The organism is Dyella sp. 01N448, assembly GCF_056399225.1.
The window spans coordinates 311,176-325,094 of record NZ_JBFTQX010000002.1 but is presented as its reverse complement, the minus strand read 5'-3'; the positions used below and the strand labels follow the sequence as shown (position 1 = coordinate 325,094).

Sequence of the window (13,919 nt, the reverse complement as noted above, 5' to 3'; positions counted from 1 at the left end):
ATTATTTCGCGCGCACCTTGGCGGAGGCCTGAGGCAACGGCTTGCCCACCTCGAACTGCATGCGTGGAAAGTCGATCGTCCAGTGATCGAACGACTGCAGGATGTCGCCGCCCAGCACATTCGGCTCCTTGACGTTGCCGGCATCACTGAGCGAGATCGTCATCGCCGCAAGCACGCTCTGCTGATCGCCGATGCGCACTCGCACGTTCGGCCACGTCGCCGACTGGCGAACGCGTGCCCCGCCTGCACCCGCGACGTGCTCCTGTTTCGATTTCAATCCCTTGACCACGCCGGGATGCTCTGCCGCAAAGCGCGACGAGAGCGAAGAGAACGCGCCGCCGCTATCCAGATGCATCGCCACGTGCAGATCATCGAGCATCACCTCGACATAAAGATCGCTGCCGGCCATGCGCAGGTTGCCTTCGCCAGGTTTGGCAGCGTCGCTGCGCGAGGGCAGCAGCTTGCCATCAGCGCTGAACTCCAGCCGCTGCAACTGGCGCAGCACCGGGAAGCCGAGGATCGCGTCGATCTGATAACCGCCGGGCACGGGCATCTTCAGCTGATCGTCGTCCAGCACCAGAAACGCTACATGGCTCAAGGAGAGCCCGGCAAACTGCAGGTGATCGGCGATGCCCACGCGGGTAGCCACCGCCTGGCGACTGGCGCTGCCCACGCTGGCGGCGCCATCGAGCAGACGCAAGCCCAGCTTGTGGGCGGTGGAGAGCGATACGACGGAGAGATTGGCGCCTGTGTCGAGCACGACCTCTTGAAGCTTGCCGTTGATGGAAGCGTGAGAGCGGGGCAGGCCGACTTTATCGCGCTTCACTAACTCTGGTTTGGGCGCATAAACGTCTACATGCTGCGCCTTGGCCTGGGCGAGTTGGCCGGCGAGTTCCGCCATTTGCAGCGCGGCGGCACGGTCCTCGGTACTGGCGCCTTGCGCGGCCAGCGCCTGTTCCCATGCGTGCGCCGCCTCGGCGGCCTTGCGGTAGTCGCCATCGGCAAAGCTGACATCGGCGGCGATGGGCCAGGCCAGCGCGCGTTGCGCTGGCGTGCGGCGGCCGTCGGCGAGATAGCGCTCGACCAGTTGGTCCGCCTCGGCGGCATCCAGTCGTGCCGCGGCCAGTCGCGCCCTGGCGAGGGTGGCCAATCCCAGGTCCTCGATTTGGGGAAGCACGCTGGCCAGATGGAAGACCTCGCCATCGGCGGCATCCACCAGGGCGCTTTCGGCCTGCTGACTGGACAGGGGCGCCGGCGCCACGCCTCCGGCCATGGCCGGAAGGGCGAGCGCTGCGAACAGTACATAGGGATGAAGCCAGACCAGCGGCGCAGCTTTCATGATATGGTGCCCGTATGACGAAGAAAAATTATCGTAATACAGAAAGAAATGATTATCCAACAGTACATCGCATCGTGCGCGTCGCCCGTGCGCTGGCGATCGTCGCCTGGCTGAGTGCGCTGGCCTGCCTGGTGGTCACGGGGCTGGGTATTTGGGCCGACGGCAGCACCCAGGGTGCGACCGTGGTCGCCAGCCTGTCGACCGATGAACTTCCGCGCGCATGGGCGGCGAGCATTGCAGCCGTGCTGGCGCTGGTCAGCTGCGCCGCGCTGGCGGAGCTGGCCCTGATGCTCGGTCGCGTGGCGCCGGATGCACTGTTTTCCAGCGCCGCCACGAAACACTTCCGCCGCTTCGCCTGCCTGCTGATGGTCGCTGCAGCACTACGCGTGATGTTGCCGGCGGCAGCCTCGCTCTGGCTGGCGTGGCACTCAGGCGCAGGGTCGGCCCGCTTGACCTTCAGCGGCGACGATCTGCTGTCGTTGTTGCCGGTGGCCGTGTTCTTCTTCGTGGCCCGCCTGTTCGACGAGGCGGCGCGACTCGAAGACGACCAGCGCTCGATCGTGTGAGGTCCTGATGGCGATCGTAGTCCGACTCGATGTCATGCTGGCGATGCGCAAAGTGCGCTCGCGCGAACTCGCCGAGTTCGTCGGTATTACCGAATCCAATCTGTCTTTGCTCAAGTCCGGCCATGTGCGCGGCGTGCGTTTCGAAACGCTGAGCAAGATCTGCGAATTCCTCGAGTGTCAGCCGGGCGATCTGCTGGCCTACGTGCCTGACGAGGAAGAGTAGGGCGACGCATCCCGCGCAAGGCGAGGATGCGTGCACTCAAAGAATGGACAGCACCGATTCCGGTGGACGTCCAATCGCGGCCTTGCCGTTGGACACCACGATGGGGCGTTCAATCAGCCGCGGATGACTCACCATCGCCGCGATCAGCGCGGTGTCATCCAGTGACGGATCGTCGAGGCCGAGTTCGCTGTACTCGGCCTCGTTGGTGCGCATCAGTTCGCGCGGCGTCATGCCGAGCATGTCGAGCAATTGCATCAGCTCGGTGCTGCTCGGCGGCGTGTCCAGGTAGTTCACGACATCGCACACCACGCCCCGCTGCTCAAGCAAGGCCAGTGTGGCGCGCGACTTGGAGCAGCGGTTGTTGTGATAGATGCGGGCGTGCATGGCGGAAGCCGTGCTCAGCGATTGCCGTGACGGTTGCCGCCGCGACCACCGCCGCCACCGCCACCGCCGCCGTGCGGACGATTACCGCCGCCCTGGGGACGACCGCCGCCTTGCGGACGACCGGCGCCGCCTTGCGGACGATTACCGCCGCGACCCTGCGGACGACCGCCCTGGCCACCCTGGCCAGCCGCGCCGCCCTGACCGCCCTGGCCACCGTGACCGCCGGGACGACCACCCGGGCGACCACTCGGCTTGCCGCCGCGGTTGCCACCAGCACCGGCACCGCCGCCGAAGCCGCTGTACGGGCTGCCGCTACGGCCTTCCGCGCCACCGGCGCGATTGCCGAACGACGGCTTGCCGCCACCCGGACGACGATTGCCCGCTGCGCCGCCACGAGCGCCGCCCGCAGCACCACCTTCACGCGATTCGCCGGCAAACCAGGTGCGCACCGACGGCAGCTCCTGGCCCGGGGCGACGCCGCGCTTGCCCTTGCGCATGCCGCCGCCACCACCGCCCGAGCGTTCCGGACGGGCGACATTGCCGTTCACTTCCCGGCCCGGACGGCCGCGCGGCTTGCCGCGGGTGGGTTCTTCGCGGATGCGGTCATAGGCGCGCAGCTCGCGCGCTTCGTCCTGGTAGCCCGCGCTGTACGAGCCGCTGGCGCCCTTGGGAACGTACTCGGTGACGTTGCGCGGCGCGCGGCGCTGGTGCAGCACCGGGCTCAGCGTGAGCACCGGCTGCGGCGAACCCAGACCCGTGGTCTTGCGCAGATCCTTGACGGCTTCTTCGCCCAGCGATTCGCAGTCACCGCGGCGCAGGGTGCGCGGCAATTCCACGCTGCCGTAGCGGATGCGCTTGAGGCGGCTCACCAGGAAACCCTGAGAGTCCCAAAGGCGGCGCACTTCGCGATTGCGGCCCTCGCGGATCACCACGCGGAACCAGCTGTGGCTGCCGCCCTGGCTGATCACGGCGATTTCGTCGAAGCGGGCCGGGCCGTCTTCCAGCTCCACGCCGGCCTTGAGCTTTTCGATCATCTCGTCGGGCACTTCACCGTGCACGCGGCACAGGTATTCGCGCTCGAGACCGCTCTTGGGATGCATCAGCGCGTTGGCGAGTTCGCCATCGGTGGTGAGCAGCAGCAGGCCGGTGGTGTTGATGTCCAGGCGACCCACGGCGACCCAGCGCGCACCCTTCAGGCGCGGCAGCTGTTCGAACACGGTGGGACGGCCTTCGGGATCTTCGCGGGTGGTCACCACGCCTTCGGGCTTGTGATAGACCAGCACTTCGGTTTCGTCGCGGTTGTCGGTGGCGACGACGAACTGCTTGCCGTCGAGCACGACGCGGTCGCCGGCGTGGACGCTGGCACCGATGGTGGCGGGGGTGCCGTTGAGTTCAACCTCACCGGCCTGGATACGTTGCTCAAGCATGCGGCGCGAGCCGAGGCCGGCGTTGGCGAGCACCTTGTGCAGGCGCTCCTCGATGGCGGGCGCGGTTTCGTCGCGCGGGGTGCGCTTAAGGGTCAAAACGGATTTCTGTGGCGCAGTCATGCGCGGTACTCCTCGGTATCTTGCGTGGCGTCGCCTTGCTCGGCGTCCGCGTGGGTCGCTGCCTCGTCGGCAGTGTCAACATGAGTCTCGGCGTGCGGTGCAGCGCCGGGTTCGGAGGAGGCGACATGCATCGCCTCGGGCGTTTCGTGGCCGGGTTCGTCGACAGCGTCGGCGGCCTGGCTTTCTTCGTGTTCGGTGGCCGGTACATCGTGCCCGGCAGGTTCGGTGATGGAAACGTCGAGATCTTCTTCGCCGGCCACCACCAGGGTTTCGTTTTCTTCGTCCGGATCGATCGGCAGGTCGCGCATCACACGCACCGGCAGCGGCTCCGGCGCGATGCTCATCTGCGGGTCTTCCATGTCGCGGATTTCCGACAGCGGCGGCAGCTCGTCGAGCGACTTCAAGTTGAAGTAGTCGAGGAAGGCGCGCGTGGTGCCGAACAGTGCGGGCTTGCCCGGCACGTCGCGGTAGCCCACCACGCGGATCCATTCGCGCTCTTCCATCGTCTTGATGATGTTGGACGACACCACCACGCCGCGGATCTGTTCGATCTCCGGGCGGGTGATCGGCTGGCGGTAGGCGATCAGCGCCAGGGTTTCCAGCAGGGCGCGGGAGTAGCGGCTGGGGCGCTCGGTCCATAGTCGCGAGATCCACGGATGCACCGACTGCTTCACCTGGTAGCGGAAGCCCGAGGCGACCTCTTGCAGCTCCACGCCGCGGTTGGCGCAATCGTCCGCCAGCGCCTCGAGGGTCTTGGCGACCTCTTCGCGGCCGACTTCGTCCTCTTCGCCGAACAGTTCCAGCAGTTGAGGCACGGTCATCGGCTGGGTGGATGCCAGCAGGGCCGCCTCGATGATGGGTTTGAGTTGCTCGATCTGCATGGCCTCGGATCGGATGCGGATGCTGCGGTGAATGGGGCGGGCTGCGCGGCTTATTCGGCCGCGGTGGCCGGCTCGTCATCGGCATAGCGTTCGGCGGCGGTTTCTTCCGCGCTTCCTGCCCTTGCCCTTACGTAAATCGGTGCCAGCGGTTCTTCCTGCACGATCTCCACCAGCATCTCCTTGGCCAGTTCAAGCATGGCCAGGAAAGTGACCACCACGCCCAGGCGGCCCTCGGTGACATCGAACAGCGTTTCGAAGCGCTGGAAGGTCTGGTCGGTCAAGCGGCCGAGCAGTTCACCCATGCGCTGTCGCACGCTGAGTGCTTCGCGCCGGATGGCGTGGTGGCCGAACAATTCGGCACGACGCATCACGTCCTTCAGCGCCAGCAGCATCTCCTTGAGGTCGAGCGGCGGAGGCAGCTTGACCACATTGCGTTCGCCCACGTCCGCGTGGGCCGGCGCCATGTCTCGCTCCATGCGGGGCAGGGCGTCGATATCCGCCGCGGCCCTCTTGAAGCGTTCGTACTCCTGCAGGCGACGGATCAGCTCGGCGCGGGGATCTTCTTCCACGCCTTCCTCGGCAGGCGGCCGGGGCAACAGCAGGCGCGATTTGATCTCGCCCAGGATGGCTGCCATCAGCAGGTATTCGGCAGCCAGCTCCAGGCGCATCACGTCGCGCATCATCTCGATGTAATCCATGTACTGCCGGGTGATCTCGGCGACCGGGATGTCGAGAATGTCCAGATTCTGGCGACGAATCAGGTACAGCAAAAGGTCGAGCGGCCCTTCGAACGATTCGAGGATCACCTCGAGCGCATCCGGCGGGATGTACAGGTCCTGCGGCATCTGCAACAGCGGTTCGCCGCGCACGATGGCCAGCGGCATTTCCTGCTGTTGAGGTACCGACGCAAACGCGTCCTGCGGTGCGGCGACCGCCTGAGGCTCGACTGGCTCAGTGCTCATCAATGCATGTCGTTGGGCCGTTCAAGACGGCTTGCTCTGCGTTCAATACGTGAGGAAACGTTGATCCCACCGGCATTCGCCTGACGAATGTCCCGCCCGGACGTTGGCCCGCAGGCGCGATCCGTTGAAGCTAACTTGCGCGATGCCTAGCCGGTGCGCATGGCGTCACCGTCGCGGTCATGCATGACGAAAGCGCGCGTCTGGCGTTTCGATCAGGCTGGCCGTGAGCGACCCTTGAGCGTTTTTAGCGTGTTTGGGTCACGACAAAAAACGCGAGCCACAACGTGACGAAACCTGCGTCACTGGCTTCTCAATCGGTCGGCTGAGTGCATCGGGACGGGTGCCGTAGCGGTCGATCTCACCGATCGTGCGCGCACCCACTGACCCAAGCGAGACCAAGATTAGCCGCTGGCGACGGGCAAGTCCAGTACACGCGATGCTGCCGTATCGGCAGAATACAGGGACATGCTGCCCGATGAATGCTCCATCATCCACGTCGACATGGACGCCTTCTATGCGTCCGTGGAGCAGCGCGACCGCCCGCAGCTGCGTGGGCACCCGGTGATCGTCGGTGGCCTGGGGCCTCGCGGGGTGGTCTCCACCTGCAGTTATGAAGCGCGCCCGTTCGGCGTGCGTTCGGCCATGCCGATGGCGCAGGCGCGACGGCTTTGCCCCGATGGCGTCTACCTGCCGCCTGATTTCGCTCGCTATGAAGAAGCCTCGGAGCAGGTTTTCAAGGTTTTCCACGAAGCCACGCCGCTGGTGGAGGGTCTGTCGCTGGATGAGGCGTTCCTGGACGTCACTGCCAGCCTGCGCCTGCTCGGCTCGGTCGAGACCATCGCTGGTCGCATCAAGCTCGCCATCCACGAGCGGACCCGGCTGAATGCTTCGGTGGGCATGGGGCCCAACAAGCTGCTGGCCAAGCTGGCCAGCGAAATGTCCAAGCCCGATGGTCTGCGTCGCATCACCGCTGAGCACGCCGCCCGGGATCTGGCGCCGCTGCCGGTGGGCCGCTTGTGGACCGTGGGCAAGGTGACCGAGCAGGCGTTGCACCGCCTGGGTATCCGGACCATAGGCGAATTGGCAGCAAGTGACACGGCGCGTCTGGCGAGTGCGCTAGGGCGTCAGGTGGAGGCGCTGCAGGCGCTGGCCCGCGGCGAAGACGACCGCGACGTGGAACCGGCGCAGGCCGAACAGTCGATCGGCTCGGAACACACCTTTGATGTCGATCTGGCCGAGCTGGCGATGGCCGAGGCCTGGCTGCTGCGCCATTGCGAGCGCATCGCGGCCCGAGCGCGCCAGCGTGGGCTGGAAGGGCGTACCGTCACGGTGAAATTGCGCGAGCCGCCCTTTGTCACCCACAGCCGCCAGGGCCAACTGCGCGTGCCCAGCGCCTCCGCCAGCGAACTCTATGAGCTGGCACGAGGCTTGCTTAACGCATGGTGGAAGGCGCAATCAAGGCCGCGCCTTCGCCTGCTGGGCGTCAGCCTGTCGGGTTTTGCGGCACAACGACAGCAAGACCTGTTCGACAGCGCGCCCGAACGGCGCGTCACCGACCAGGTGCAGGACAGGATCAATGCGCGGTTTGGCTCAGGAAGCCTGGTCCGCGCAGGCGTGTTGAGAACGCAAGAGCAGGATTGAAGTTGAACGGAGACGCTCCACATCGACCGATGAGGGAGTGTTTCTTCAGGATGAAGCAGTCGGCGCTGGCGCGTTTGACGTGGGGAGCAAGAGCAAGATGAGCAAAGCGGAAGACAATGTCAGGAACAGCTCCGATCCGGAGCAGCTGCGTCCGGCGCGCATGCGGATCGAGACCACGGTGCTGATGAGCCGTGCCGACGAATCGCATTCGACCGAACTGGTGGACATTTCCGCGACCGGCGTGCTGCTGCGCCGCCCCCTGGGCTGGCAGGGCGAGCATGGCCAGAGCTGGATCCTCGACATGATCTTTGGTCACGACCTGCACATCCATCTGGAGGCGCAGGTGGCCCGTATTTCCGATCGCCACCTGGGCTTTGCCTATACCCGCATCCCGGAAGACAAGCAGGTGCCGCTGTGGAACCTGCTGGGTGGGTATGCGGATATTCTGGAGTTGTGGAAGGACTAGGGGCGAGGAGTGAGGGAAATCACTCGGCACTTATCGCCGCGAGGGAATCCATAAAAAAAGCCCGGCAGTTCGCCGGGCTTTTTGTTGAGCGCAGTGAGCTCTACTCCCACGCCTCTTCCCTCACTTCTGCTTGTTCTCATCCCGCAACTCGCGCCTCAGGATCTTGCCCACATTGCTCTTGGGCAACGAGTCGCGGAACTCGATCAGCTTGGGACGTTTATAGCCGGTGAGGTTGTCGTGGCAGAACTTCTTCAGTTCTTCCACGGTGAGGTTCGGGTCCTTGCGCACCACGAACAGCTTCACCACTTCACCCGAGTGTTCGTCCGGCACGCCCACGGCAGCCACTTCGGCCACGCCAGGATGCTGCATCACCACGTCTTCGACTTCGTTCGGATACACGTTGAAGCCGGACACCAGGATCATGTCCTTCTTGCGGTCCACGATGTAGACATAACCGGTGGCATCCATGCGCGCGATGTCGCCGGTGTGCAGCCAGCCGTCTGAGCCCAGCACCTTGGCCGTTTCGTCCGGACGCTGCCAGTAGCCCTTCATCACCTGCGGGCCGCGCACCATCAGTTCGCCCACTTCGCCGATCGCCAGCGGCTGGTTTTCTTCCGACCAGATCGCCACGTCGGTGGAGGGAATCGGCAGGCCGATCGAGCCGTTGTAATCCTTGAGGTCCAGCGGATTGATGCAGGCCGCAGGCGAGGTTTCGGTCAGCCCGTAAGCCTCGGCCAGCGTGCAGCCGGTGACTTTTTTCCAGCGCTCGGCCACCGCGCGCTGCACGGCCATGCCGCCGCCCAGCGACAGGTGCAGGCGCGAGAAATCCAGGTCGGCAAAGCCCGGCGTGTTGAGCAAGCCGTTGAACAAGGTGTTGACGCCGGTGAGCGCGGTGAACTTGGACTTCTTCAATTCCTTGACGAAGCCAGGCATGTCGCGCGGATTGGTGATCAGCCAGTTCAAACCGCCCAGGCGCATGAACACCAGGCCGTTCGCCGTCAGCGAGAAGATGTGATACAGCGGCAGCGCCGTGATGATTACTTCTTCGCCCTGCTTGGCGTTGTTGCCGATCCACGCACCGGCCTGCAGCATGTTGGCGACCATGTTGCCGTGGGTGAGCATGGCGCCCTTGGCCACGCCGGTGGTACCGCCGGTGTATTGCAGGAAGGCGATGTCTTCGTGATCGAGCTGCACCTTGGGCATCGGATGCGGCGCGCCCTTGGACAGGGCGTCTGTAAAGCGCACGGCATGCGGCAGCTCGTACGGCGGCACCATCTTCTTGACGTGCTTGAGCACGAAATTGATCAGCGCGCCCTTGGCGCCGAGCAGGTCGCCGATGCCGGTGGTGACGATGTGCTCGACGTGAGTCTCGGCCACCACCTGCTGCAGCGTCGCGGCGAAATTGTCGAGCACCACGATGGCCTTGGCGCCGGCGTCTTCCAGCTGATGCTTGAGCTCGCGCGCGGTGTACATCGGATTGGTGTTGACCACCACCAGGCCTGCGCGCAACGCGCCGAACAGGGCGATGGGGTACTGCAAGACGTTGGGCATCATGATCGCGATGCGATCGCCCTTGCCGAGCTTGAGCTCGCCGGTGAGGTAGCCGGCGAACTGGCGGCTCATCTCATCGATCTGACCGTAGGTGAGCACCTTGCCGAAGCTGGAGAAAGCCGGGCGATGACGGAAGCGTTCAAAGGCTTCTTCCACCACGGCGGCGAGCGACGCGTACTGGTTGATGTCGATCTGCGCGGGAACGCCTTCCGGGTAATGGGCCAGCCACGGACGCTCAATGCTCATGTTGGATCCAACGCTCCTGTATGTATCAGCCCGGCAGTGACGTAGGGCAAGATGATGACGCGGCATTGGAGCATACGCTTGCGTATAGCGGCAAGCCGCGCCGCAGCGAGAATAAGGCATGCCTTCGATACAAAAACTACTTGTAAATCCAGTGTTTTGCGTGTTCCTCGCAATCGGCCTGACGGCCTGCCATCGCACGCCCGACGAAAGTCGGGTGCGGCAGGGCATCGAAACCGCCGAACGAGCGGCCGAACAGGCCGATGCCTCGTCGCTGGACGCGTTGTTGAGCGACGATTTCAGCGGCAACAACGGTGAGATGGAGAGGCGGCAAATCCTGGGGCTGCTGCGTGCCGCCAGGTTTCGCGGCGAGACGATTCATGCCTTGAGCGGGCCGATCGAGGTGGAGCAGCGCGGCGATCGCTATGTCGCGCGCTTCACCGTGACCCTGACCAGCGGCGGGAAGTTGTTGCCGGCGCAGATGGGTGTGTATCGGGTGGAGACGGCGTGGCGGAAGGATGGGCGCGAGTGGCGCTGTTATGCCGCCACGTGGACCTCGGGCAGCTGATCGCCTCCTTCCCCTTGTAGGAGCGCACCCTGTGCGCGACCGCAACGCTGATCGTCGCCGCGCCACGGGGATCTTGTGTAGGAGCCCACTTGTGGGCGACCGCAGCGTTGACTGTTACTGCGCCGTGGGGTTGTCGCGCACAAGTGCGCTCCTACAAAGGTAGGGTGCCCCACACATAGCGTCCAGGCCGCTCAAAGAAAACGCCGCCCAACGGCGGCGTTTTCTCCTTGCCAAAAGCAGCCTGCAACGAGGATCAGGCCGCTTTCTTTCCAGCCAGCTGGCGCAGCACATACTGCAGGATGCCGCCGTGACGGAAGAACTCGCGTTCCTTCGGCGTGAGCAGCAACACCCTCACGGTGAACTCCTTCTTCTTGCCATCCTGCCCCGTGGCAGTGACCTTGGCAGTCTTCGATTCGCCGCCGTTGAGGCCGGTGATGTCGAAGGTCTCCTTGCCGGTCAGGTCCAGCGACTGCGCGTTCTGGCCGTCTTCGAACTGCAGCGGCAGCACGCCCATGCCCACCAGGTTGGAGCGGTGGATGCGCTCGAAGCTCTCGGCGATCACGGCTTTCACGCCCAGCAGCAGGGTGCCCTTGGCAGCCCAGTCGCGCGACGAACCCGTGCCGTATTCCTTGCCGGCCAGCACCACCAGCGGCGTCTTGTCCGCCTTGTACTTCATCGCCGCATCGTAGATCGCCAACTGCTCGCCGCTTGGCACGTACAGCGTGTAGCCGCCTTCCACGCCGTCCAGCATCAGGTTCTTGATGCGGATATTGGCGAAGGTGCCGCGCACCATCACATCGTCATTGCCGCGACGCGAACCATAGGAGTTGAAGTCCTTCGGCTCCACGCCCTTGGAGATCAGGAAACGGCCCGCCGGGCTGTCCTTCTTGATCGAGCCGGCCGGGGAGATGTGGTCGGTAGTGATGGAGTCGCCGAACAGGCCGAGCACGCGGGCGCCGTGCACATCTTCGATGCTGCCCGGCTCCTTGCTCATGCCGTCGAAGTACGGCGGGTTCTTGATGTAGGTCGAGTCGTCCCACTTGTACACATCGCCATCGGGCGAGGCGATGTGGTTCCAGCGCGTGTCGCCCTTGAACACGTCGGCGTAGCTCTTCTCGAACATCTCCGGATTGAGCGCGCTGCCGACGATGTCGGAGATCTCCTGGTTGGTCGGCCAGATGTCCTTGAGATACACCGGCTTGCCGTCGCTGCCCGTGCCCAGCGGTTCCTTGGTGAGGTCGATGTTGAGCGTGCCGGCCAAAGCGTAGGCGACCACCAGCGGCGGCGAGGCCAGGTAGTTCATCTTCACTTCCGGATGCACGCGGCCTTCGAAGTTGCGGTTGCCCGACAACACCGACGCCACCGCGAGATCGCCTTCGGCAATGCCCTTGCTGATTTCCGCCGGCAGCGGACCGGAGTTGCCGATGCAGGTGGTGCAGCCGTAACCGACGATATAGAAGCCGACTTTTTCCAGCTCCTTCAACAGGCCGGTCTTTTCCAGGTAATCGGTGACCACCTTGGAACCCGGGCCGATCGAGGTCTTCACCCAGGGCTGCGCCGTGAGGCCCTTGGCCGCGGCCTTTTTCGCCACCAGGCCCGCACCGATCATCACGCTCGGGTTGGAGGTGTTCGTGCACGAAGTGATCGCGGCGATCACTACCGCGCCATCGCCCAGCTTGAACGACTCGCCGTCCTTGTCCACGCGCACGCCGCTGTCGGTGATGTCGTTGGCCGGGTTGCCGATCGCCGCCGAGCCGCCTTCGGCAATAAACGCCGAGGTGGCTTCGTTGCGCGGCTTGCGGGTGGCGGTGAGCGGACCCACGGCGTCCTGGAAGCTCTTCTGCACGCCTTCCAGCAGCACGCGATCCTGCGGGCGCTTGGGGCCAGCGAGCGAGGGCTTCACATCGGCCAGGTTGAGTTCCAGCGTGGTAGTGAAGCGCGGCTCGATGGCGTTCTCGTCATGCCACATGCCCTGCGCCTTGGCGTAGGCCTCCACCAGGCGGATCTGATCGTCGCTGCGACCGGACAGGTGCAGGTAATTGAGCGCTTCCTGGTCGATCGGGAAGATGCCGCAGGTGGCGCCGTATTCCGGCGCCATATTGCCGATGGTGGCGCGGTCGGCCAGCGCCAGGTGCTTGAGGCCGCTGCCGAAGAACTCCACGAACTTGCCCACCACGCCGAGCTTGCGCAGCATCTGCGTGACGGTGAGCACGAGGTCGGTCGCGGTCACGCCCTCCGAGAGCTTGCCGGTCAGCTTGAAGCCGACCACCTGCGGAATCAGCATGGACGAAGGCTGGCCCAGCATCGCCGCCTCAGCCTCGATACCGCCCACGCCCCAGCCCAGCACACCGATGCCGTTGATCATGGTGGTATGCGAGTCGGTGCCGAACACGGTGTCCGGATAGGCCCAGGGCGCGCCGTCCTTCTCGGCCGTGAACACCACGCGGGCCAAGTGCTCCAGGTTCACCTGGTGCACGATGCCGGTGCGCGGCGGCACCACCTTGAAGTTGTCGAACGCCTTCTGGCCCCAGCGCAGGAAGGCATAGCGTTCCTGGTTGCGCTGGAATTCGATCTCGACGTTTTTCTCCAGCGCGGACTCGGAGCCGTACACATCGACCTGCACGGAGTGGTCGATCACCAGCTCAGCCGGCGCCAGCGGATTGATCTGCTTGGCGTCGCCGCCGAGCTTCACCACCGCATCGCGCATCGCAGCCAGGTCGACCACGCAGGGCACGCCGGTAAAGTCCTGCAGCACCACGCGGGCGGGCATGAAAGCGATTTCAGTATCGGGTTCGGCCTTGGCATCCCAGTTGGCGATGGCCTCGATTTCCTTCGAGGTCACATTGACGCCGTCCTCGTGGCGCAACAGATTTTCCAGGAGGATCTTGAGCGAATAGGGCAGGGTCTTGAGGTCAAAGCGCTGGCCGAGCTTGGCCAGGCTGGCAAAGTTGTACTGGCTGCCGTTGACAGTGAGGGTGTCGCGGGTGGCGAATGAATCCAGCATGGGCTAACTCCTGTTGCGTGAGTCTGGCGAACGCGCGAACGCGTAGCTTGGGGATCCTAGGGCACGGGACGTGAGGGGAATTGCAAAGCCTTTGTAGCTCGTCATCCCGGCGCAGGCCGGGATCCAGTGACCCTGTGTTGGGTTTTCGCGACCACCAGAAGTCGACGCTACTGGATCCCGGCCTACGCCGGGATGACGGCGAAGAAGGCCTGGCAATCCGGGGAATCCATCCTCTCCGTTCAGCACTCCCATTCAGTTTGGGACAAAAGCCCAAACGCGCAAGAGACCCGATTGGGGATTGCCGCACATTCGCCTTGCAAGATTTCGAACGCAGGCGGAAGCGTTGTCTTGCGTTGCGGCGCTTGGGGCCGGACTGGCAAAATAGCGGGCTGTGATGCCGCCAAGAACGGCATGGCGACAAGACCTTGCGCCTTGTCGAACGCCGGCAGCGGCCACGCGGAACCTCTCCCGCCGGGTGAACCTCCGCCGCGATGGCGCAAACCATCGCCCGCTGCCCCTTTGATCCACGTTCACCGGACGAGAC

Annotated in this window: 12 protein-coding genes; 5 read left to right on the top strand and 7 right to left on the bottom strand. The window is 64.6% G+C overall.

Translation table 11 applies throughout. The annotated features are described in order from the left end of the window. Position 1 precedes the first annotated feature (1 nt). Positions 2–1,339 carry an aspartyl protease family protein gene (locus AC1DKY_RS03930; protein WP_441602414.1) on the bottom strand — a complete coding sequence of 446 codons (1,338 nt, stop codon included), beginning with the start codon at positions 1,337–1,339 and terminating at the stop codon, positions 2–4. Between the two features lie 74 nt (positions 1,340–1,413). Here AC1DKY_RS03930 and AC1DKY_RS03925 point away from each other — a divergent pair, with 74 nt between their 5' ends. Further along, the gene (locus tag AC1DKY_RS03925; RefSeq protein ID WP_441602413.1) at positions 1,414–1,905 is read left to right on the top strand and encodes a hypothetical protein; all 492 of its coding nucleotides are present in this window, start codon (positions 1,414–1,416) and stop codon (positions 1,903–1,905) included. A gap of 7 nt (positions 1,906–1,912) precedes the next feature. Continuing rightward, positions 1,913–2,128 carry a helix-turn-helix domain-containing protein gene (locus AC1DKY_RS03920; RefSeq protein WP_121880725.1) on the top strand — a complete coding sequence of 72 codons (216 nt, stop codon included), beginning with the start codon at positions 1,913–1,915 and terminating at the stop codon, positions 2,126–2,128. 36 nt (positions 2,129–2,164) lie between these two features. On the opposite strand, the gene arsC is transcribed toward AC1DKY_RS03920, so the two are convergent. Genes arsC through AC1DKY_RS03900 form a run of 4 tightly spaced genes read right to left on the bottom strand, consistent with a single transcriptional unit; the run spans position 2,165 to position 5,902 of the window. Further along, complete coding sequence (gene arsC, locus AC1DKY_RS03915; protein WP_441602412.1) at positions 2,165–2,512, bottom strand: arsenate reductase (glutaredoxin); 348 nt, start codon at positions 2,510–2,512, stop codon at positions 2,165–2,167. Positions 2,513–2,526: 14 nt separating this feature from the next. Beyond that, the gene (locus tag AC1DKY_RS03910; protein ID WP_441602411.1) at positions 2,527–4,059 is read right to left on the bottom strand and encodes a pseudouridine synthase; all 1,533 of its coding nucleotides are present in this window, start codon (positions 4,057–4,059) and stop codon (positions 2,527–2,529) included. Beyond that, a complete protein-coding gene (scpB, locus tag AC1DKY_RS03905; protein ID WP_441602410.1) occupies positions 4,056–4,940 on the bottom strand; it encodes an SMC-Scp complex subunit ScpB in 885 nt (294 codons plus the stop codon). Before scpB ends, AC1DKY_RS03910 begins: the two co-directional genes overlap by 4 nt. 50 nt (positions 4,941–4,990) lie before the next feature. Next, complete coding sequence (locus AC1DKY_RS03900) at positions 4,991–5,902, bottom strand: segregation and condensation protein A (RefSeq protein ID WP_441602409.1); 912 nt, start codon at positions 5,900–5,902, stop codon at positions 4,991–4,993. A 465-nt stretch (positions 5,903–6,367) separates the two neighbouring features. Between AC1DKY_RS03900 and AC1DKY_RS03895 the strand changes: the two genes are divergently transcribed. Beyond that, positions 6,368–7,543 (top strand): DNA polymerase IV, encoded by a 1,176-nt coding sequence (locus AC1DKY_RS03895; RefSeq protein ID WP_441602408.1) that lies wholly within the window; start codon positions 6,368–6,370, stop codon positions 7,541–7,543. A 97-nt stretch (positions 7,544–7,640) separates the two neighbouring features. Further along, positions 7,641–8,009, top strand: coding sequence for a PilZ domain-containing protein (locus AC1DKY_RS03890; protein WP_441602407.1), 369 nt, complete (start codon positions 7,641–7,643; stop codon positions 8,007–8,009). 120 nt (positions 8,010–8,129) lie between these two features. On the opposite strand, the gene AC1DKY_RS03885 is transcribed toward AC1DKY_RS03890, so the two are convergent. Next, positions 8,130–9,806, bottom strand: a complete 1,677-nt coding sequence (locus AC1DKY_RS03885; protein ID WP_441602406.1) for a long-chain-fatty-acid--CoA ligase — start codon at positions 9,804–9,806, stop codon at positions 8,130–8,132. A 160-nt stretch (positions 9,807–9,966) separates the two neighbouring features. On the opposite strand from AC1DKY_RS03885, the gene AC1DKY_RS03880 reads away from it, so the two are divergent. Continuing rightward, on the top strand, positions 9,967–10,371 hold the full coding sequence (locus tag AC1DKY_RS03880; protein WP_441602405.1) for a nuclear transport factor 2 family protein: 405 nt from the start codon (positions 9,967–9,969) through the stop codon (positions 10,369–10,371). Positions 10,372–10,624: 253 nt separating this feature from the next. Here AC1DKY_RS03880 and acnA read toward each other — a convergent pair whose 3' ends face one another. After that, positions 10,625–13,375, bottom strand: coding sequence for an aconitate hydratase AcnA (acnA, locus tag AC1DKY_RS03875; RefSeq protein WP_441602404.1), 2,751 nt, complete (start codon positions 13,373–13,375; stop codon positions 10,625–10,627). Between the last annotated feature and the right edge of the window lie 544 nt (positions 13,376–13,919).